This is a genomic window from Bradyrhizobium sp. Bra78 (genome assembly GCF_024519855.1).
GTDB lineage: Bacteria > Pseudomonadota > Alphaproteobacteria > Rhizobiales > Xanthobacteraceae > Bradyrhizobium > Bradyrhizobium japonicum_G.
In genome coordinates this window covers 91919-110094 of sequence record NZ_JALJRE010000020.1, presented here as the reverse complement: position 1 = coordinate 110094, position 18176 = coordinate 91919, and the positions used below count along the sequence as shown (strand labels likewise).

Annotated in this window: 14 protein-coding genes; 9 read left to right on the top strand and 5 right to left on the bottom strand. The window is 63.6% G+C overall.

Annotation, left to right across the window (positions count from 1 at the left end; translation table 11 throughout):
* Nucleotides 1-243 precede the first annotated feature (243 nt).
* The 4 genes from OC450_RS32020 to OC450_RS32005 all read left to right on the top strand — a co-directional run bounded on the left by OC450_RS32020 (nt 244) and on the right by OC450_RS32005 (nt 6162).
* A complete protein-coding gene (locus OC450_RS32020; RefSeq protein WP_256805552.1) occupies nt 244-1308 on the top strand; it encodes an acyltransferase family protein in 1065 nt (354 codons plus the stop codon).
* 92 nt (nt 1309-1400) lie between these two features.
* Entirely contained in the window at nt 1401-4448 is a 3048-nt protein-coding gene (gene polA, locus OC450_RS32015; RefSeq protein ID WP_262049344.1) for a DNA polymerase I, read from the top strand.
* Nucleotides 4449-4557: 109 nt separating this feature from the next.
* Entirely contained in the window at nt 4558-5409 is an 852-nt protein-coding gene (locus OC450_RS32010) for a hypothetical protein (protein WP_262049343.1), read from the top strand.
* A gap of 117 nt (nt 5410-5526) precedes the next feature.
* Nucleotides 5527-6162 (top strand): LysE family translocator, encoded by a 636-nt coding sequence (locus OC450_RS32005; protein ID WP_211386286.1) that lies wholly within the window; start codon nt 5527-5529, stop codon nt 6160-6162.
* A gap of 138 nt (nt 6163-6300) precedes the next feature.
* Here the strand turns inward: OC450_RS32005 and OC450_RS32000 are convergent, their stop codons facing one another.
* Nucleotides 6301-6927 carry a glutathione S-transferase family protein gene (locus tag OC450_RS32000; protein WP_262049342.1) on the bottom strand — a complete coding sequence of 209 codons (627 nt, stop codon included), beginning with the start codon at nt 6925-6927 and terminating at the stop codon, nt 6301-6303.
* Between the two features lie 211 nt (nt 6928-7138).
* Between OC450_RS32000 and pyrE the strand changes: the two genes are divergently transcribed.
* Complete coding sequence (gene pyrE / locus OC450_RS31995; protein WP_262049341.1) at nt 7139-7702, top strand: orotate phosphoribosyltransferase; 564 nt, start codon at nt 7139-7141, stop codon at nt 7700-7702.
* Nucleotides 7703-7890: 188 nt separating this feature from the next.
* Entirely contained in the window at nt 7891-8658 is a 768-nt protein-coding gene (locus OC450_RS31990; RefSeq protein WP_211386283.1) for a DUF2865 domain-containing protein, read from the top strand.
* A gap of 118 nt (nt 8659-8776) precedes the next feature.
* Here the strand turns inward: OC450_RS31990 and OC450_RS31985 are convergent, their stop codons facing one another.
* A complete protein-coding gene (locus tag OC450_RS31985; protein WP_211386282.1) occupies nt 8777-9208 on the bottom strand; it encodes a hypothetical protein in 432 nt (143 codons plus the stop codon).
* A 155-nt stretch (nt 9209-9363) separates the two neighbouring features.
* On the opposite strand from OC450_RS31985, the gene OC450_RS31980 reads away from it, so the two are divergent.
* The gene (locus tag OC450_RS31980; RefSeq protein WP_211386281.1) at nt 9364-9543 is read left to right on the top strand and encodes an RNA polymerase sigma factor region1.1 domain-containing protein; all 180 of its coding nucleotides are present in this window, start codon (nt 9364-9366) and stop codon (nt 9541-9543) included.
* Between the two features lie 62 nt (nt 9544-9605).
* Here OC450_RS31980 and OC450_RS31975 read toward each other — a convergent pair whose 3' ends face one another.
* Entirely contained in the window at nt 9606-9851 is a 246-nt protein-coding gene (locus OC450_RS31975; protein ID WP_256805549.1) for a hypothetical protein, read from the bottom strand.
* A 205-nt stretch (nt 9852-10056) separates the two neighbouring features.
* On the opposite strand from OC450_RS31975, the gene OC450_RS31970 reads away from it, so the two are divergent.
* Together OC450_RS31970 and OC450_RS31965 are read left to right on the top strand one after the other, a co-directional pair.
* The gene (locus OC450_RS31970; protein WP_262049340.1) at nt 10057-12573 is read left to right on the top strand and encodes a glycogen/starch/alpha-glucan phosphorylase; all 2517 of its coding nucleotides are present in this window, start codon (nt 10057-10059) and stop codon (nt 12571-12573) included.
* Between the two features lie 94 nt (nt 12574-12667).
* On the top strand, nt 12668-13483 hold the full coding sequence (locus OC450_RS31965; protein ID WP_256805547.1) for an acyl-CoA thioesterase: 816 nt from the start codon (nt 12668-12670) through the stop codon (nt 13481-13483).
* A 167-nt stretch (nt 13484-13650) separates the two neighbouring features.
* Here the strand turns inward: OC450_RS31965 and OC450_RS31960 are convergent, their stop codons facing one another.
* Together OC450_RS31960 and OC450_RS31955 are read right to left on the bottom strand one after the other, a co-directional pair.
* Nucleotides 13651-15267: a phosphoenolpyruvate carboxykinase gene (locus OC450_RS31960; protein WP_211386277.1), complete on the bottom strand. Its 1617-nt coding sequence runs from the start codon at nt 15265-15267 to the stop codon at nt 13651-13653.
* Between the two features lie 293 nt (nt 15268-15560).
* Complete coding sequence (locus OC450_RS31955) at nt 15561-18155, bottom strand: CHAT domain-containing tetratricopeptide repeat protein (protein WP_262049339.1); 2595 nt, start codon at nt 18153-18155, stop codon at nt 15561-15563.
* Nucleotides 18156-18176: the final 21 nt, after the last annotated feature.

Sequence of the window (18176 nt, the reverse complement as noted above, 5' to 3'; positions counted from 1 at the left end):
GCTCCGGACACCAGTCCCACATAGCCCGTTCCGATCATCGCGATTCGCATGAAAATCCCTGTTCTGGCTTGGTTAACGAAACCCCAATTCGGGGCGGTTTAGCATTTTCCCGGTGCAAGGGAACCGTCTGCCCGGAAAAACCGGCACACGAATTGTACCGGTAAAGAAATCGTAAGCCGCAAGCCGCCAAACTGCCCCGCAGCCACACAGAGCCGGGCGGAACACGCCTCGAAAAGGGACACCATGGCACCATCAGGCACATTCGCGAGCGGAGGCATCGAGGCTTCCACTGCCGCACGTGTCGACTGGGTCGACTATGCCAAGGGCATCTGCATCGTCATGGTCGTGATGATGCATTCGGTATTGGGGGTCGAGCTCGCCGCCGGCGAGACCGGTTTCATGCATGTCGCCGTAGCCTTCGCAAAGCCGTTCCGGATGCCGGATTTCTTCCTGATTTCGGGCCTGTTCCTGCCATTGGTGATCGACCGCGAATGGCGAACCTATCTCGACCGCAAGGTGGTGCATTTCGCCTATTTCTATGTCGTCTGGGTGACAATCCAGTTCGGCTTCAAGGCCCCGGCCTTCGCGGCGGAAACAGGCTGGCGCGATGTCGGCCTCATGTACCTGGAATCCTTCGTCGAGCCGTTCGGCACGCTCTGGTTCATCTACCTTCTGCCGATCTTCTTCGTCGTCACAAAATTGACACGGGGAATCCCGTCGCCTGCGATCTGGCTCGTCGCTGCTGCGCTGGAGACGGCGCGTATCTCGACCGGCTGGACTGCGATCGACGAGTTCTGCGCGCGCTTCGTCTATTTCTATTCCGGTTATCTGTTCGCGCCCTACGTGTTCGCGTTGTCGGACCGCGCGCGCAGCCATCCCGCATGGGCGCTCGCAACGCTCACGACCTGGGCGCTGGTCAATGCCGGCCTGGTCGCGTGTGGGGCCAGCGAGTGGAAGATCATCTCACTCGTGCTCGGCTTTGCCGGTGCCTGCGCCATCATCACGATGGGCACGCTGCTCGCGCGAGCGCAGCGGCTGAATGTCTTCCGCTTCTGCGGCGAGCATTCGATCGTGATCTATCTCGCCTTCTTCCTGCCGATGGCCGCCACGCGAACGCTGCTGCTGCGCACGGGAATCATACCGGATATCGGCACGGTGTCGCTGATCGTCACCATCGTCGGCGTGGTCGGGGCGCTCGCGATCTGGCAGCTCGCGTTGCGGCTCGGCGGCAATTTCCTGTTCGAGCGGCCCGATGCATTCTGGATCGCGCCGAAGAAGGCCGGACCCGTGTTGCAGGCGGCTGAATAGCGGGGAATCACAGCGGGGGATAGTCGCGCCAACAGCCCAAAAATCGCCCTCCCAAGGCTGTCAAAGCCCGCAAAAATTCATACATTGCGGCCATGCCCAAGACATCCTCGAAGACCGCCGCCAAAGCCGACACCAAGCCCGCTGCTGACAAGCCCGCTGCCAAACCGGCCGCAGCCAAAGCGGCCGGCAAGGGCGACCACATCTTTCTGGTCGACGGCTCCGGCTACATCTTCCGCGCCTATCACGCGCTGCCGCCGCTCAACCGCAAGTCCGACGGCTTGCAGGTCAACGCCGTGCTCGGCTTCTGCAACATGCTGTGGAAGCTCTTGCGCGACATGCCCGCCGACAACCGGCCGACGCATCTGGCGATTGTCTTCGACAAGTCGGAAGTCACGTTCCGCAACAAGATCTATCCCGAGTACAAGGCGCATCGGCCGCTGGCGCCGGATGATCTGATCCCGCAATTTTCGCTGATCCGTGAAGCCGTGCGCGCCTTCGACCTGCCCTGCCTGGAACAGGGCGGCTTCGAGGCCGACGATCTGATCGCGACCTATGCGCGGCAGGCATCCGACCGCGGCGCGACCACGACGATCGTCTCGTCAGACAAGGATCTGATGCAGCTCGTCACCGACAAGGTCGTCATGTACGACACCATGAAGGATCGCCGCATCGGAATTCCCGAGGTGATCGAGAAATTCGGCGTGCCGCCTGAGAAGGTGGTCGAGGTGCAGGCACTGGCCGGCGATTCCACCGACAATGTGCCCGGTGTGCCCGGCATCGGCATCAAGACCGCCGCGCAACTGATCGTCGAATATGGCGACCTCGAGCAGCTGCTGTTCCGCGCCGGCGAGATCAAGCAACCGAAGCGGCGCGAGGCGCTGATCGAGAATGCCGAGAAGGCGCGGATCTCGCGGCAACTCGTGCTGCTCGACGACAAGGTCGAGCTGGAGGTGCCGCTGGACGACCTCGCCGTGCACGAGCCCGATGCGCGCAAGCTGATCGCCTTCCTGAAGGCGATGGAATTCACGACGCTGACGCGCCGCGTCGCCGACTATTCGCAGATCGATCCTTCCAATGTGGATGCCGACACGGCGAATAGCAGCGAAGCACGCGGCGGGACCTCCGACGGCGCCGACAGGACTAAATCGCCTGAGGCCTCCGGCGATCTCTTCGCCAGTCCTGCGGCAACTGCCAAAGGCGGCGACAAGGGTGACAAGGGAGCGAGCCTCAAGGGCGCGCCGATCTCGCTCGCCGCTGCGCGCGAGGAAGCTTTGCGCAAGCTCCCGATCGACCGCGGCAAATACCAGGCGGTCAAGTCGCTCAAGGAGCTCAACGCCTTCATCGCGCGCATCTACGATGCCGGCCAGGTTGCGGTCGAGATCCGCGCCAACTCCATCGACCCGATGCAGGCCGATTTTTGCGGCATCGCACTGGCGCTGGCGTCGAACGATGCCTGCTATGTGCCGCTCGCGCACAAACAGTCCGGCGGCGGCGCCGGCCTGTTCGATGCAGGCCTTGCGCCGGATCAGGTCAAGCATGACGACGCGATCGAGGCGCTGCGGCCGGTGCTGGAATCGACGGGCATCCTCAAGATCGGCTTCGACGTCAAATTCACCGCCGTCATGCTGGCGCAGCACGGCATCACCTTGCGCAACACCGACGACGCGCAACTGATCTCCTACGTGCTCGACGCCGGCCGCGGCTCGCACGGGCTGGAATCGCTCGCCGAGCGCTGGTTCGGACACGCCATGCTGAAGGAGGGCGAGCTGCTCGGCAGCGGCAAGGGCAAGATCACCTTCGACCAGGTGCCGATCGACAAGGCGGCGCCGCTGTCGGCGGAGGGCGCCGACATGACCTTGCGGGTGTGGCGCGTGCTCAAGCCACGCCTCGTCGCCGAGCACATGACCACGGTCTATGAGACCCTGGAGCGGCCGCTAGTCGCGGTGCTCGCGCGCATGGAACGGCGCGGCATCTCGATCGATCGCCAGGTGCTGTCGCGACTGTCAGGCGACTTTGCCCAGACCGCAGCCCGCGTCGAGGCCGAGATCCAGGAGATCGCGGGCGAGCCGATCAATGTCGGCAGCCCGAAGCAGATCGGCGACATCCTGTTCGGCAAGATGAGCCTGCCGGGCGGCACCAAGACCAAGACCGGTGCGTGGTCGACCACCGCCCAGGTGCTGGACGAGCTCGCCGAGCAGGGCCACGATCTTCCGAGGAAGATTCTGGAGTGGCGCCAGGTCTCGAAGCTGAAGTCGACCTATACCGACGCGCTGCCGACCTATGTCAATCCGCAGACCCATCGCGTGCACACCACCTACGCGCTGGCCGCGACCACGACGGGCCGGCTGTCCTCGAACGAGCCGAATCTGCAGAACATCCCGGTGCGCACCGAGGACGGCCGCAAGATCCGCCGCGCGTTCATCGCGACGCCCGGACACAAGCTGGTCTCCGCCGACTATTCGCAGATCGAGCTGCGGCTGCTGGCGGAGATCGCCGATATTCCCGTGCTGAAGCAGGCGTTTCGCGATGGGCTCGACATTCACGCGATGACGGCCTCGGAAATGTTCGGCGTGCCGATCAAGGGCATGCCGAGCGAGATCCGCCGCCGCGCCAAGGCGATCAATTTCGGCATCATCTACGGCATCTCGGCGTTCGGCCTCGCCAATCAGCTCGGCATCGCACGCGAGGAAGCGTCCGCCTACATCAAGAAATATTTCGAGCGCTTTCCCGGCATCCGCGCCTACATGGACGAGACGCGGGGCTTCTGCCGGAGCCACGGCTACGTCACTACGCTGTTCGGCCGCAAATGCCACTATCCCGACATCAAGGCCTCGAACGCCTCGGTGCGTGCCTTCAACGAGCGCGCCGCGATCAACGCGCGGCTCCAGGGCACCGCCGCCGACATTATCCGCCGCGCCATGACGCGGGTGGAGGACGCGCTCGCCGAGAAGAGGCTGTCGGCGCAGATGCTGCTCCAGGTGCATGACGAACTGATCTTCGAGGTACCCGACGCGGAGGTCGAGGCGACGCTGCCCGTGGTCCAGCACGTGATGCAGGACGCGCCGTTCCCGGCCGTGCTGCTTTCGGTGCCGCTTCACGTCGACGCGCGCGCTGCGAATAATTGGGACGAGGCGCACTGACCACCGCATTGTGCGCTGCGTAAGTATCTATCTCCCCTGCTCCACGCCCCTAGGTTGCTGCCGCCCTGATTCAATGGAATGATGCAGTCATTCCAGGGGGGGGCCACCGATGCGTGCCGCGATTTGCGCCGTAACATTTGTCATTCTCGGGCTGGTTGGATTCGTTGCGACACCAAACCTTTTCAAGGTCATCAATCCAGAATACCTGCTGGCGCTACATCAATATGGCCGGCCGCTCGCCGCGCTGTCCGAGGACGCAAGCAACACCGACATAAAACTCGCAGAACTTCGGACGAAGATATCGAAGCAAGAGCGCAGCATGAAGGAGTTGTCGGCAACGTTGACGGCGAAGCAAGCCAACATGAAGATCGCCGGTGCCCTTGCCGAGGACATTGCAAAGGTTGGGATCGAGGCTGCGACCAGGATGGTTGAGCTGAGCAGCGAATTGGATCAGCTCAATGGCGAATATGGGGATTTGAAGGACAAGAAAGCCTTCGTTGTTTCCAACCAGCTGGACATCCGAAAGAAGCTTGAAACTGCTGCGGCTGATACTTCGAATATCTATGTGGTGGCACGCGCGTTGTCGCTTGGCGCGATTGGAGCGTTGATGTCGATCATCGCAAAGTTCCTTGCCAGCCCGACGAAGCGGGGATTGCTCGAAGATAGCAATTTCATTGGACGAATGTGGGCTTCCATGGCGTTTGGAGGCGTCGCGTCCGTTGTCGTCATTGGGCTCTTCTTCACCGGCTTCATTTCAATATTCGCCAATTCAACCCAGGGCGGCGGCGAAACCGATTTCTGGAAAGTGACAATTCTTTGCCTGCTCGCCGGCGCGTTCTCCGATCGCCTGTTCCAGGCCGCGTCGGGACGAATGGACGCTTATCTCGGAGCCGATCAATCCGCCAGGCAGAAGAGCCGCACAAGCGCGGTCAAGGCGGCGCCGGCGGGCCCAGGGGAATAGGCGCTCCGGGGCCTGTGCTGCGCCAGCGCGGAATCGAATTGTCCTCCGAGCAATTGCGCGATGGCCCAACCGTCCCGCTCATAATAAAACCGTGCCATCCCCCGCACCGGTTCGATCATGCCCCATACCTCCGCCCTGCTCGGTTTCGCTCTCGTCTCTCTCGGTCTCGTGCTCACGCCGGGGCCGAACATGATCTACCTGATCTCGCGCTCGATCACGCAGGGGCCGGCGGCCGGCATCGTCTCGCTCGGCGGCGTGGCGCTGGGCTTCGTGTTCTACATGCTATGTGCGGCCTTTGGCATCACGGCGCTCCTGCTCGCAATTCCCTTTGCCTATGACGCGCTGCGCTTTGCCGGCGCCGGATATCTGCTGTGGCTCGCCTGGCAGGCGGTTAAGCCGGGCGGACGCTCACCGTTCCAGGTCAAGACGCTTGCTATCGACAGCCCGCGCAAATTGTTCGCGATGGGCTTCGTCACCAATCTGCTCAACCCGAAGATCGCGATGCTGTATCTGGCGCTGCTGCCGCAGTTCATCGATCCCGCCGCCGGCAGCGTGCTGACGCAATCGGTGGTGCTGGGCGCAATCCAGATCGCGATCAGCGTCAGCGTCAATGCGATGATCGCGCTCGCGGCAGGATCGATCGCGCTGTTCCTGGCAAACCGGCCGAGCTGGATGCTGGTGCAGCGCTGGCTGATGGGCACGGTATTGGCCGGGCTTGCGGTGCGAATGGTGGTCGAAGCGAAGAAGGTGTGATGGGGGACGCTGTCCCCCGGCTTGACCGGGGCATCCAGCACGCCGCAGCTTCTCGGCTCTAACTCAACCGTCTCTGGAGTACTGGATCGCCCGCCCCAGTGCGCAAGTGCGCGCAAGGCGGGCGATGACGCCGTCAGCTCAATCCAGCTTTGCTTCCATGCCCCGCTTCACCGCAGGCCGCGCCATCAGCGCCTCATACCAGCGCTTGACGTTGGGAAAATCGGCCAGGTCAACCTTGTGGCGAGGATGGCGCCATGCCCAGCCCAGGATGGCAAAATCGGCAACCGAGAGGTCGCCGGCGACGAAGTCACGGCCGTCGAGCCGGCGGTCCAGCACGCCGTAGAGCCGCCGGGTCTCGGCCATGTAGCGCTTCAGGCCGTAGGTGCGGTCCTGCTCGTTCTCGAGCGCGATGAAATGGTGCACCTGGCCGGGCATGGGGCCGAAGCCGCCCATCTGCCACATCAGCCATTCGTAGACCGGGATGCGCCCTGAAAGCGATTTCGGCAGGAATTTGCTGGTCTTTTCGCCGAGATAAAGCAGGATCGCGCCGGACTCGAAGATGCTGACGGGCTTGCCGTCCGGCCCCTCGGGGTCGAGGATCGCGGGGATCTTGTTGTTGGGAGAGAGCTTGAGGAACTCCGGCGCCATCTGCTCGCCCTTGCTGATATTCACCGGGATCACCTTGTAGGGCAGCCCCATTTCCTCCAGCGCGACCGAGATCTTGCGGCCGTTCGGCGTGTTCCAGGTGTGCAGCTCGATGGTCATTTCCACGTTTCCTTGCCGGTTTTCTTGCTCAGTTCTCTTGCCCAGTTTTCTTGCCCGAGACATCCGGCATCCACCTACTCCAGAAGGTTGCACCCCCACAACCGGCGGACCGGGATGGCCGATCCCTGTTGACGGGGGACGCCCCCTCTGGAATGTCCCGGCTGTCGCGGATAAATTCCGCCACTTCCAAAAACGCTCCCGAGGGACCGCCGTGTCGAAATCAGCCTCCCGCGCCCGCCTGTTCGAAATCATCCGCCGGCGCTCCTTCGGCCGCGGCGATGTCACGCTCGCGTCGGGCCGCAAGAGCGATTTCTACTTCAACCTCAAGCCGACCATGCTCGACCCGGAGGGCGCGACCCTGCTCGCCGAGCTCACCTATGAGACGCTGAAGGATGACCAGCTCGATTTCATCGGCGGGCTGGAGATGGGCGCGGTGCCGCTGGCCGGCGCGCTGGCGCAGATCTCCTGGATCAAGGGCCATCCGATCGCGGCGTTCTTCGTGCGCAAGAAGCCGAAGGAGCACGGCGCCAAGCTTGCCATCGAAGGCCTGCCCAAGGGCGAGACGCTTGCCGGCAAGCGCGTCGTGATCGTCGAGGACGTCACCACCACCGGCGGCTCGGCGATGAAGGCGGTGGAATCCGTGCGCGAAACCGGCGCCGAAGTCGTGCTCGTGCTGACCATGGTCGACCGCGAGGAAGGCGCCACCGACACGCTCGGTGCGGCCGGCCTGCCGTTCCGCTCGCTCTACAAGGCGTCGGAATTTTTGAAGGCCTGACGTCTGTCGCGTTGCGGGTGCAACGCAGCGTCCGGGGTCACGAAACCGGCCTCCTCAACCGCTCATTTACCATCCCGCTTTATGGTGAATCCGGTGCCGAGACCTGATGGTCCCGGCCGGTTCGGTAGCGTCCGGTGGAGTAAGCGTTGCGTACAGTCATGTCCCATTCGCGCCGGCGGCGTCGCGCGATGCTTGTGGCCGCCACACTGGCAGCACCGCTGCTTGCGGCTCCGGCCCCGGTTTCGGCCGAAGGCCTGTTCGACTTCTTCTTCGGCGGAATGCAGCAGCAGCGGCCGCAGCGTGAGGTGCCGCAGCAGGCGAACTCCTACGCCGACCCCTTCACCGGCCAGCAGAATGCCCCGCAATACGTCCCGCCGACGCGTTCGGCCGCGGCCGGCGGCTCGGGACCCGCATTCTGCGTGCGCAGCTGCGACGGCAAATATTTTCCGCTGATGCGCGGCCTCGCCTCGCCCGCACAGATGTGTCAGGCATTCTGTCCTGCCACCGCGACGAAGGTCTATTTCGGCTCCTCGATCGACGGCGCCGCATCGCAGACCGGCGAGCGCTACGCCGACAGCGAGAATGCGTTCGCCTACCGCAAGGCGCTGCGCGCCGACTGCACCTGCAACGGCCGCGAGCCGGTCGGCCTCGCTCCGGTCGATCTGGCGCTGGACTCCTCGCTCAAAGCCGGCGACGTGATCGCGACCACCGACGGCCTCGTTGCCTATACCGGCATCCGCGTCGGCAACGACCAGGCTGCGGACTTCACCCCGGTCGCCTCCTATCCCGGCCTCACCGCGCAGGTCCGTGCCCGCCTCGGCGAGATGAAGGTGGCGCCGGTGCGCGCAGAGACGGTCGCCGGGGATGCGCCGGCCACGGAGATCGTGCGCGAGACGCTGCCTGACGTGACGGTGCCGAAGACGCAGAAGCCGGCTAAGAGAGCGGCATTGGATTAAGGCGCGTCTGCAACAAAGCTGTCATTGCGAGGAGCACTTGCGACGAAGCAATCCAGAATCCCTCCGCGGAAGGACTCAGGATTGCTTCGCTACGCTCGCAATGGCGGAGGATGGTGGGTCACCTGCCGATGATCACCCCGATCACGTTCGGCGCCGCCAGATATTTTTCCTCGATCGCCGCGCGCGCGGCAGCGCGGTTTTCCTGAGTCAGCAGGCCGCGCTTCTCTGCCAAAATCATCCAGCAGAACCCCCACCAGTCGGTGAGCATGCCCGTCTCATCGACGAGATCGTAGCCCTGCTCTGCCGCAAAGATGCGCGCTTGCGCTTCGTCCAGCGTGTCGAGGAACAGATGGTCTTCGGCCGCGAACAGATCGTCGCTGATGTCGTCGATGGTGTAGCCCCAGATCGACTGGCACACCGCGTTGAACTCGCGGTCGAACTGGTCGTCATCGACGGCATGGCGCCGCGCCGCCTGATGCAGCCGCGACAACGACCGCGCGAAATCGGCGATCCTGGTAAGGGCAAACTGATCGAAGGCAATGGTGGACATGTAGTCCTCGCGAAGTCTGACAGACCCTAGATATTGTGTCGGCAACGCGCCGAATCACAATGATATATCAAAGACTTGCTAAAGTGTTCTTAATTTGTTCCGATGAACTGGTGACTCTCGCCTCTCAGTAGAGGCAAGGGACAGGAGATCGAGGAATGAGACTGCAAGATGCGATCCGGAAGGCGATCGAGCTTGGTCATCGGACAGGAGCCGTAACCTTTGATCAGCTCAACGAATTGTTGCCGTCAGCGACGACTGAGCCTGAGGACATCGAAGTCGTAATGCAGGCATTGAGCGATGAAGGCATAAACCTCATTGAGGACGATCAATCGTAGCAAGGCAACTGCGCGGATCCGACAGCCCGTCGTCGCGTCGCCAATTTGGCGCGACCTTTCTCTCAATTCGCTGCCGACATCAGCCTATCCCCACACGCGCTCGCATAAAACTTCCCACCGCACTGGCGCTTGATGGCGGCGCAGCGCGCGGCGGGAGATGCATTTTGCGGGACGGCAAAGCCGCAGCTCAGGCCGTCGGCGCTGCGGCCCTGCTTGCCGGCGGCTAAGGCAGCGCTGGGGGCGGCGATGCAGACGACGAGCAGGGCCGCGGCGGCGATTTCGATCGGCAGTCGCATCAGAAGTCTCATGGGACGTCTCCTCCACACTGATGGCTGAATTTGCCGCTAATCTAGCAGCAAATCCTCGTTTCTCCGTGCTCCTCCGGGTTCCCAAATCGGCCCGTTCCTTGCATAATTTTACGCCAGCGCAGTGCACGGCCGCATCAGCGATGGTTCCGGGGCACGGCCAAGATGCGTAGGGTGAGTAGTAGTCTTCGACCAGGAAGTGACGGCTTTGCAAGATTCATCGTTCCAGCCCAATTTCCCCGCCCCCGGGCAGCCCATCGACGAACTCGCGTTGGCTGAGATCAAGGGCGCGATCCTGGCGAAGCTCCGCCTTGCCATCGGCAAGGACGCGGGCATGGCGACCAAGCACGACTGGTACCAGGCCGCAGCGCTGGCACTGCGCGACCGCATCGTGCATCGCTGGCTGTCCGCGGAGAAGCGCAGCTACGATGCCGGACGCAAGCGCGTCTACTACCTCTCGCTTGAATTCCTGATCGGCCGTCTCTTCACCGACGCGCTGAACAACATGGGGCTCCTGAAGATCTTCGAGGTCGCGCTCGGCGATCTCGGCGTGTCGCTCCCTGAGCTGCGCAAATGCGAGCCGGATGCGGCGCTCGGCAATGGCGGCCTCGGTCGGCTTGCCGCCTGCTTCATGGAAAGCATGGCGACGCTGTCGATCCCCGCGATCGGCTACGGCATCCGCTACGATTTCGGCCTGTTTCGCCAGATCATCAATCAGGGCTGGCAGCAGGAATATCCGGACGAATGGCTCGGCTTCGGCAACCCTTGGGAATTGCAGCGGCCGGAAGTCATCTACGACATTAATTTCGGCGGCGGCGTCGAGCATGTCGACGACAAGGGCCGCGACCGCGCGATCTGGCATCCGGCCGAGACCGTGCAGGCGCTCGCCTATGACACGCCGATCGTCGGCTGGCGCGGCCAGCACGTCAACGCGCTCAGGCTTTGGTCGGCGCGCTCGCCCGATCCCTTGAAGCTCGACGCCTTCAACAAGGGCGACTATGTCAGCGCCAGCGCCGAGCAGTCGCGCGCCGAAGCGATCTGCAAATTCCTCTATCCGAACGATGAGAGCCCCGCTGGGCGCGAGCTGCGGCTGCGCCAGGAATATTTCTTCGTCTCCGCTTCGCTTCAGGATCTGATCAAGCGGCATTTGTCCTCCGACGGCCAGCTCCGCAGCCTGTCGTCGAAGGTCGCAGTGCAGCTCAACGACACGCATCCGAGTCTTGCCGTCACCGAGCTGATGCGGATTCTGATCGACCTGCACAATTTCCGCTGGGACGAGGCCTGGAAGATCACGGTCGCCACGCTGTCCTACACCAACCACACGCTGCTGCCCGAGGCGCTGGAGACTTGGCCGGTCGAGCTGTTCGAGCGGCTGCTGCCGCGGCATCTCGAGATCATCTACCGCATCAACGTGCAGCATCTGGCGCTGGCCGAAGCGCGCGCGCCCGGCGACATCGACTTCCGCGCCTCGGTCTCGCTGATCGACGAGAGGAGCGGACGCCGCGTACGCATGGGCCAGCTCGCCTTCGTCGGCTCGCACCGCATCAACGGCGTTTCCGCCATGCATTCCGACCTGATGCGCGAGACTGTGTTCCACGATCTCAACCATCTCTATCCCGGCCGCATCACCAACAAGACCAATGGCATCACCTTCCGCCGCTGGCTGATGCTGGCCAACCCGAAGCTGACCGATTTGTTGCGTGAGACCTGCGGCGAGGCCGTGCTCGACGATCCGACCCAGCTCAGCCTGATCGAGGCGCGTGCCAGCGACGTCGAATTCCAGAAGAAGTTCCGCAGCGTCAAGCTTCACAACAAGACAGCACTCGCGCGCCTGATCGGCGAACGACTCGGCATCAAGGTCGATCCGAGCTCGCTGTTCGACGTGCAGATCAAGCGCATTCACGAATACAAGCGGCAGCTCCTCAACGTCATCGAGACGGTCGCGCTGTACCAGGCGATCAAGGACGATCCCAACGGCAATTGGGTGCCGCGGGTGAAGATCTTCGCCGGCAAGGCGGCGGCAAGCTACCGCTACGCCAAGCTGATCATCAAGCTGATCAACGACGTCGCGGAAGTCGTCAACAACGATCCCGCGATCGGCGGCAAGCTCAAGGTCGTGTTCCTGCCCGACTACAATGTCAGCCTTGCCGAAATCATCATTCCCGCAGCCGATCTGTCCGAGCAGATCTCGACGGCCGGCATGGAAGCCTCCGGCACCGGCAATATGAAGCTGTCGCTGAACGGCGCCCTCACCATCGGCACGCTCGACGGCGCCAACATCGAGATCCGCGACCATGTCGGCGCAGAGAACATCGCGATCTTCGGCATGGAAGCCGGCGACGTGATGATCCGGCGCAAGCAGGGGCTGGATGCCTCCGACACGATCCGCAATTCGCCGAAGCTCCAGCGCGCCATCAATGCGATCGGCGCCGGCGAGTTCTCGCCCGGCGATCCCGGCCGCTTCGAATCCATCGCGCATGCGCTGCGCTATCTCGACCACTACATGGTCAGCGCCGATTTCGATTCCTATTACGAGGCGCAGCGCAATGTCGATGCGCGCTGGCAGGTGCCGCCGGCCTGGACGCGCGCCTCCATCCTCAACGTCGCGCGCATGGCGTGGTTCTCCTCCGACCGCACAATTCGCGAATATGCCGAGGAGATCTGGAACGTGCCGGTCAATCCGACCACGCCGTTGCTGCCCGATCTGCGCGACATCGCGGGCTGAATTTCCGCGGCGTGAAACCGGTTACCCCAGAGGTAATTGCACAAGCCGGCGCCGGACGTGATATGACGTCCGTCATTGGAAGCCGGATGGAAAAATGCACGCCAAGCTCCCGCACCCTTTCGACGACGCCACCCGCGTCACCGCCGGTGACTCCAGCTGGCAGGGGCACACCAGCGACGACTACTGGGCCTTTGTCGGCCCGTTCGGCGGCGCCACCGCCGCGACCATTTTGCGCGCGCTGATCGACCATCCGCAAGCCGCCGGCGATCCGCTGGCCGTGACCGTCAACTACTGCGCGCCGATCGCCAAGGGCCCGTTCGATCTCGACGTGCGGCTGGTGAAGGCCAACCGCTCCAGCCAGCACTGGAGCGTCGAACTGTCGCAGGGCGGCGGCGAGGTCGCGACGCTCGCCACCGCGGTGTTCGCCGAGCGCCGGCCATCCTGGGAGCACAGGGTCGCGCGATATCCGGATACAAAGCCGTTCGAAGAGACGCTGCCGTTCCCCAAGATTTCTGCGTCCTGGGCCAACCAGTATGAATTCCGCTTCGTCGAGGGCGAGATGCGGATCGGTCCGCCGCAGGCCGAGCTCGCCAGCACCTATTCGAAAATCTGGATCAGCGACCGCACGCCGCGCAAGCTCGACATACTGTCGCTGATGTCGATGTCGGACGCCTTCTTCGGCCGCATCTTCCACGCCCGCCGCGAGCTGGTGCCGTTCGGCACGGTGTCACTGACGACGTATTTCCACACCGACGCCGAAGAGCTCGCCACCGAGGACATCACGCGCGTGCTCGCGACCGCCGATTCGAAGATCATGCACAAGAGCTACGCCGACCAGAACGCAGAGCTGTGGTCGCCAAACGGAAGGCTGCTCGCGACGAGCACGCAGATCGCGTATTTCAAGGCCTGAGTGCTTCCACAAACTCGTCATTGCGAGCGCAGCGAAGCAATCCAGGCTGTCACTGCGAAGGGATTCTGGATTGCTTCGCTGCGCTCGCAATGACGGCGGAAAGATATCGCAAGAAACAAAAAAGGGCAGCCTTTCGGCCGCCCTTTCGCATTTCAAGCAGCGCGACCTTACTCAGCGGCGAGCTTCACGTCCGGCGCGGCGGCGCGGACCTCGGCGTCGACCTGGGCTTCGAACTTGGCAAAGTTCTTCTGGAACATGCCGACCAGCGCGCGGGCGGTCTTGTCGAACTCGTCCTTGTCCTTCCAGGTGTTGACCGGGTTGAGGATCTCGGAGGGAACGCCCGGCAGGGCGGTCGGAACCGCGAAGCCGAAATATTTGTCGGTGCGGAATTCGACGTTGCGCAAGGAGCCATCGAGCGCGGCGGTGAGCAGAGCGCGCGTCACCTTGATCGGCATGCGCGAGCCGGTGCCATACTTGCCGCCGGTCCAACCGGTGTTGACCAACCAGCAGTCGACATTGTGCTGGGCGATCAGGTCGCGCAGCATGTTGCCGTAGACGGATGGATCGAGGGGGAGGAACGGCGAGCCGAAGCAGGTGGAAAATTCCGGCTGCGGCTCGTTGCCGAGGCCGCGCTCGGTGCCCGCGACCTTGGCGGTGTAACCGGAGAGGAAGTGGTACATCGCCTGCGCAGGCGACAGTTTGGCGATCGGCGGCAGCACGCCGAAGGCGTCCGCGGCGAGCATCACCACGTTCTTCGGCTGCGGCGCGCGGCCGGTGCGCGAAGCGTTCGGGATGAAGTCGAGCGGGTAGGCCGAGCGGGTGTTCTCGGTCTTGGAGCCGTCGTCGAAGTCCACCACGCGGGTGTCCTCGTCGAGCACGCAGTTCTCGAGCACCGCGCCGAAGCGGGTCGATGCCGCATAGATCTCGGGCTCGGCTTCCTGCGACAGCTTGATGCACTTGGCATAGCAGCCGCCTTCGAAGTTGAAGACGCCGTTCGGGCCCCAGCCGTGCTCGTCGTCACCGATCAGCGTGCGGTTCGGATCGGCCGACAGCGTGGTCTTGCCGGTGCCTGAAAGCCCGAAGAAGATCGCGGCATCGCCCTTGGCGCCGACATTGGCCGAGCAGTGCATCGGCATCACGCCGCGCTCGGGCAGATAGTAGTTCAGCGTGGTGAAGACCGACTTCTTCATCTCGCCGGCATAATAGGAGCCGCCGATCAACACGATCTTGCGGGCGAAGTCGATCGCAACGACGTTCTCCGACTTGCAGCCATGGCGCTTCGGATCGGCGCGGAAGCTCGGCATGTCGATGATGGTGAGCTCGGGCGTGAAGGTCGACAGCTCGATCGCCTCGGGGCGGATCAAAAGCGTGCGGATGAACAGCGAATGCCAGGCGAGCTCGGTGAAGACGCGGGTCTTGATCCGGTAGGCCGGATCTGCGCCGCCATACAGGTCCTGCGCGAACAGCGACTTGCCTTCGGCGTGCTTGAGGAAGTCCTGGTACAGCGTCTCGAACTGCTCAGCGGTGATCGATTGGTTGCCGGCCCACCACATCTTCTTGTCGGTGGTGGCGTCGCGGACCGTGAACTTGTCCTTCGGGCTACGGCCGGTGAATTCACCGGTGTCGGCGCAGAGCGCGCCGTCGGCCGAGAGCACCGCCTCGCCCGCGGAGAGCGAATATTGGTAAAGCTGCGGTGCGCCGAGGTTCCAGTGAACCTGTTTGAGATTCTTTAAGCCGAATTTGTCGGCACCGAAGGCACCGTTGCGCACGCCCGTCTCTTGCACGAAAAATCCTCCTAGAACCCGCGACACTCAGCGCGATCATGCTTTGGCGCCGCCGCGGTCACCGTGAATAGTAGGCCGTCCGGCCTCGGTTGGACGACCTAATACTGATGAACGCTTGCGTTGCCAAGCTGATCCCGCAGGATTTGGTTTATTCAAGGACCGCGCCAAACGTCGCGCATGACAGCTCTGAGCAGGCGCATCAAAAAATTGCGAATGGTCGCGCAACCAAACGCTTGTTTCGGCGTTTCCGAGGGTTATTGCGACGCACAATCGGAGACTAATGCCGGGCCGTTCTATCGTACCTCGCCCTCGCCGATGAGCGCGAACGGCCCCCACATCGCGGGATAGGCGTTGCGCGGCGACGATGCGTCATCAACATACGTCAACATCGCGCGGCGCAAGGCTTCGGCACGGCCGATTTTTGGTTCGTTTTTGAGCAGCTCGAAAGTCGACGTGGTCAAGCGGGTGGCAGCTTCCGAATCCACTGCCCAATGCGAGACCAGGAGTGCGCGGGCGCCGGCATAGAAGAATGAGCGCGCCAGTCCCGACAGGGCCTCGGCGCCGGGCTTGTCGCCTGCGATGGTGTTGCAGGCCGACAGCACAACCCAATCCGCATTGAGCTTGAGCTGGGCGACTTCGCTCGCGGTCAGCAGACCGTCGTCGAGCTCCGTGGGTTGATCGGGAATGGAGAGCGCGAGCGAGGGCTCGCCCAATCCCTTGACATCGCCGGCAACGAGGCCGTGGGTGGCGAAGTAGATGATGCTGTATTGAGCAAGCGCTGCACGCTTGAGTGTCGTTTCGCTGGCGTCGCGGCCGAGATGGATGTCGGCCTCGGCCGCGCCGACGTCCCTCGCCACCGCGTTCAGCTCGTCGGCGGTGTCAGGCAGTTGCGGCAGCGCCTGGGCCAGCCGCGCGCGGTCGACGCCGGCACCGCGCCAGAAATCGGTATAGGCAATCGTCGCGATGCTGCGCGCAGCGACCTTGCCGCTCGCCGCACGACGGTCGGCGGGCGCTTCGAGCGCAGGGTTGAAGACCGGATCGCCAAAGCCGGTCATCGGCTTTATACTCTGGTCCTTGCGCGCAAACGCGCGCAGCGATTTCAGGCTGACCACCGACGGAAGCACCGAGACGGCCTGACGCCGCAACAGCCAGGCGGCGCCGCGATAGCCTTCGAGCGTGTCCGGGATCGCAGCCTGCGGCGTCTCCGTGACCAGCAGATGAAACGGCAATGCGGTCAGCGCAGCCGAGGGCACCACCAGCAGGCTGCGCTTGTCCTTGATCAACGCCTCGACCGGACCGAGCAGCGCGACATAGAGCTCGTGGGCGAGCCCGAGATCGAACAATCCGGATTTGCCGGACGCATCACGCGCCTTGCCGACGTCGAGTCCCTTGCGGAATGAAGTCACCTTCTGCGTCAGCGCATCCGCGCCGAGTGGAATCGCCTTCCAGTCGACGCCCTCGCGCGTGATCGCCATGACATAGCTCTGCTTGTCCACGACGGCGTAGAGCACCATCGCCTCGTCGGCCGACAGCAGAGGCTGAACCTCCTTTACCGTGAGCGGCAGGGGATTGGACAGCGAGGCGTAGTCGGGAAACTCGACCGCGAGCCTCTTCTGCAAGCCCGCGCGCTCGTTCGCGATCGCCGCAATGCGCGCGCGGTTGCGCTGCTCCGATGCGACGTCGCGTTGGGCCGATTGCTTCGAAACCGCGGTCATGATCGCCTTGTCGAGCGCCTCGGACTCGGCCGCGAGATCCTGGTCCCGGCGCACCAGCTCCGCGAGAAGGTCACTGCCGGCAGCGAGGCGCACCGCAAGCTTGTTGACGGCGGAAGCGGCGGAGGATTGCGTGCCGCGCTGGATCGCGGCGAGGGCCTCGTCAAGCGCCGTGTCGCCGGCCAGGAGCGATTGCTGCCGCGCTGCGAACAGGACCGGCAACACGACGCGCAACTGCGCGCGATCGCCCCGAAGCGTCTTTTCCGCTAGCGGCAGCGCGTCCGCGTTCCGCCCGGAGACGTGGAGGAAATAGGCCAGATTGCTGGTCGAGGTCGCGACGTCGGGATGATCGGGACCGAGTGCACGCTCGCGGATGACGAGCGCGCGGCGATAAAGCGGCTCTGCATCGGCGTAGCGCTGCTGATGCTCGTAAAGGCCGGCGAGATTGTTCAGCGAGCGCGCGACGTCGGGATGATCCGGTCCCAGCACCTTCTCGCGGATTGCGAGCGAGCGCCTGATCGGCGCCTCGGCGTCCGCATCCCGGTTGAGGTCGCGATAGACCTGGCCGACGTTGTTCAGGACGGTTGCCACCGCCGGATGCTCGGGGCCAGCGGCCTTTTGGTAGATCGCGAGCGCCCGCTGAAACAGCGGCTCGGCGTCCGCATAGTGCTGCTGTTTCACATAGAGCGTGGCGAGATTGTTGAGGGACTGGCCGACATCGGGATGTTCGCGCGACAGCCCCTTCTCGCGAACCGCGAGCGCGCGCTTGAACAGTGGCTCGGCTTCGGCATAACGACTCTGCCGCTGATCGAGCGCGGCGAGATTCGTCAGCAGGGGCGCGATCTCGACGCTATCGAGACCTGTCCCCTTCTCCATCAGCGCAATGGCGCGCTTGTAGAGCGGTTCGGCTTGGTCGTCGCGTCCCTGATCTGCGTGGATCTGCCCGAGATTGTTGAGCGCGGCCGCGAGATCGCGGATGTTGCTGGTCTTCTCCACGCTCGCGACCATGGCCTGCGCCAGCGGTAGCGCCTCCGAATATTTGCCGGCACTTCTCAGCGCGTTGATCCGCGCGCTCTGCGTGGACAGATCGCCCTTCTGGGCATAGCCTGGCGTGGCCAGCGATGCAGCGATCGCGAGCGCCAAACCCGCAATCAGCGTCAAACGACGGCGTGTCATGAACCCTCTCGCTGCCGACCT

Coding starts and splice junctions, on each gene's coding strand:
- OC450_RS32020 (WP_256805552.1), top strand. CDS start 244: ATGGCACCATCAGGCACATTCGCGAGCGGAGGCATCGAGGCTTCCACT.
- polA (WP_262049344.1), top strand. CDS start 1,401: ATGCCCAAGACATCCTCGAAGACCGCCGCCAAAGCCGACACCAAGCCC.
- OC450_RS32010 (WP_262049343.1), top strand. CDS start 4,558: ATGCGTGCCGCGATTTGCGCCGTAACATTTGTCATTCTCGGGCTGGTT.
- OC450_RS32005 (WP_211386286.1), top strand. CDS start 5,527: ATGCCCCATACCTCCGCCCTGCTCGGTTTCGCTCTCGTCTCTCTCGGT.
- OC450_RS32000 (WP_262049342.1), bottom strand. CDS start 6,927: ATGACCATCGAGCTGCACACCTGGAACACGCCGAACGGCCGCAAGATC.
- OC450_RS31990 (WP_211386283.1), top strand. CDS start 7,891: ATGCTTGTGGCCGCCACACTGGCAGCACCGCTGCTTGCGGCTCCGGCC.
- OC450_RS31985 (WP_211386282.1), bottom strand. CDS start 9,208: ATGTCCACCATTGCCTTCGATCAGTTTGCCCTTACCAGGATCGCCGAT.
- OC450_RS31980 (WP_211386281.1), top strand. CDS start 9,364: ATGAGACTGCAAGATGCGATCCGGAAGGCGATCGAGCTTGGTCATCGG.
- OC450_RS31975 (WP_256805549.1), bottom strand. CDS start 9,851: ATGAGACTTCTGATGCGACTGCCGATCGAAATCGCCGCCGCGGCCCTG.
- OC450_RS31965 (WP_256805547.1), top strand. CDS start 12,668: ATGCACGCCAAGCTCCCGCACCCTTTCGACGACGCCACCCGCGTCACC.
- OC450_RS31955 (WP_262049339.1), bottom strand. CDS start 18,155: ATGACACGCCGTCGTTTGACGCTGATTGCGGGTTTGGCGCTCGCGATC.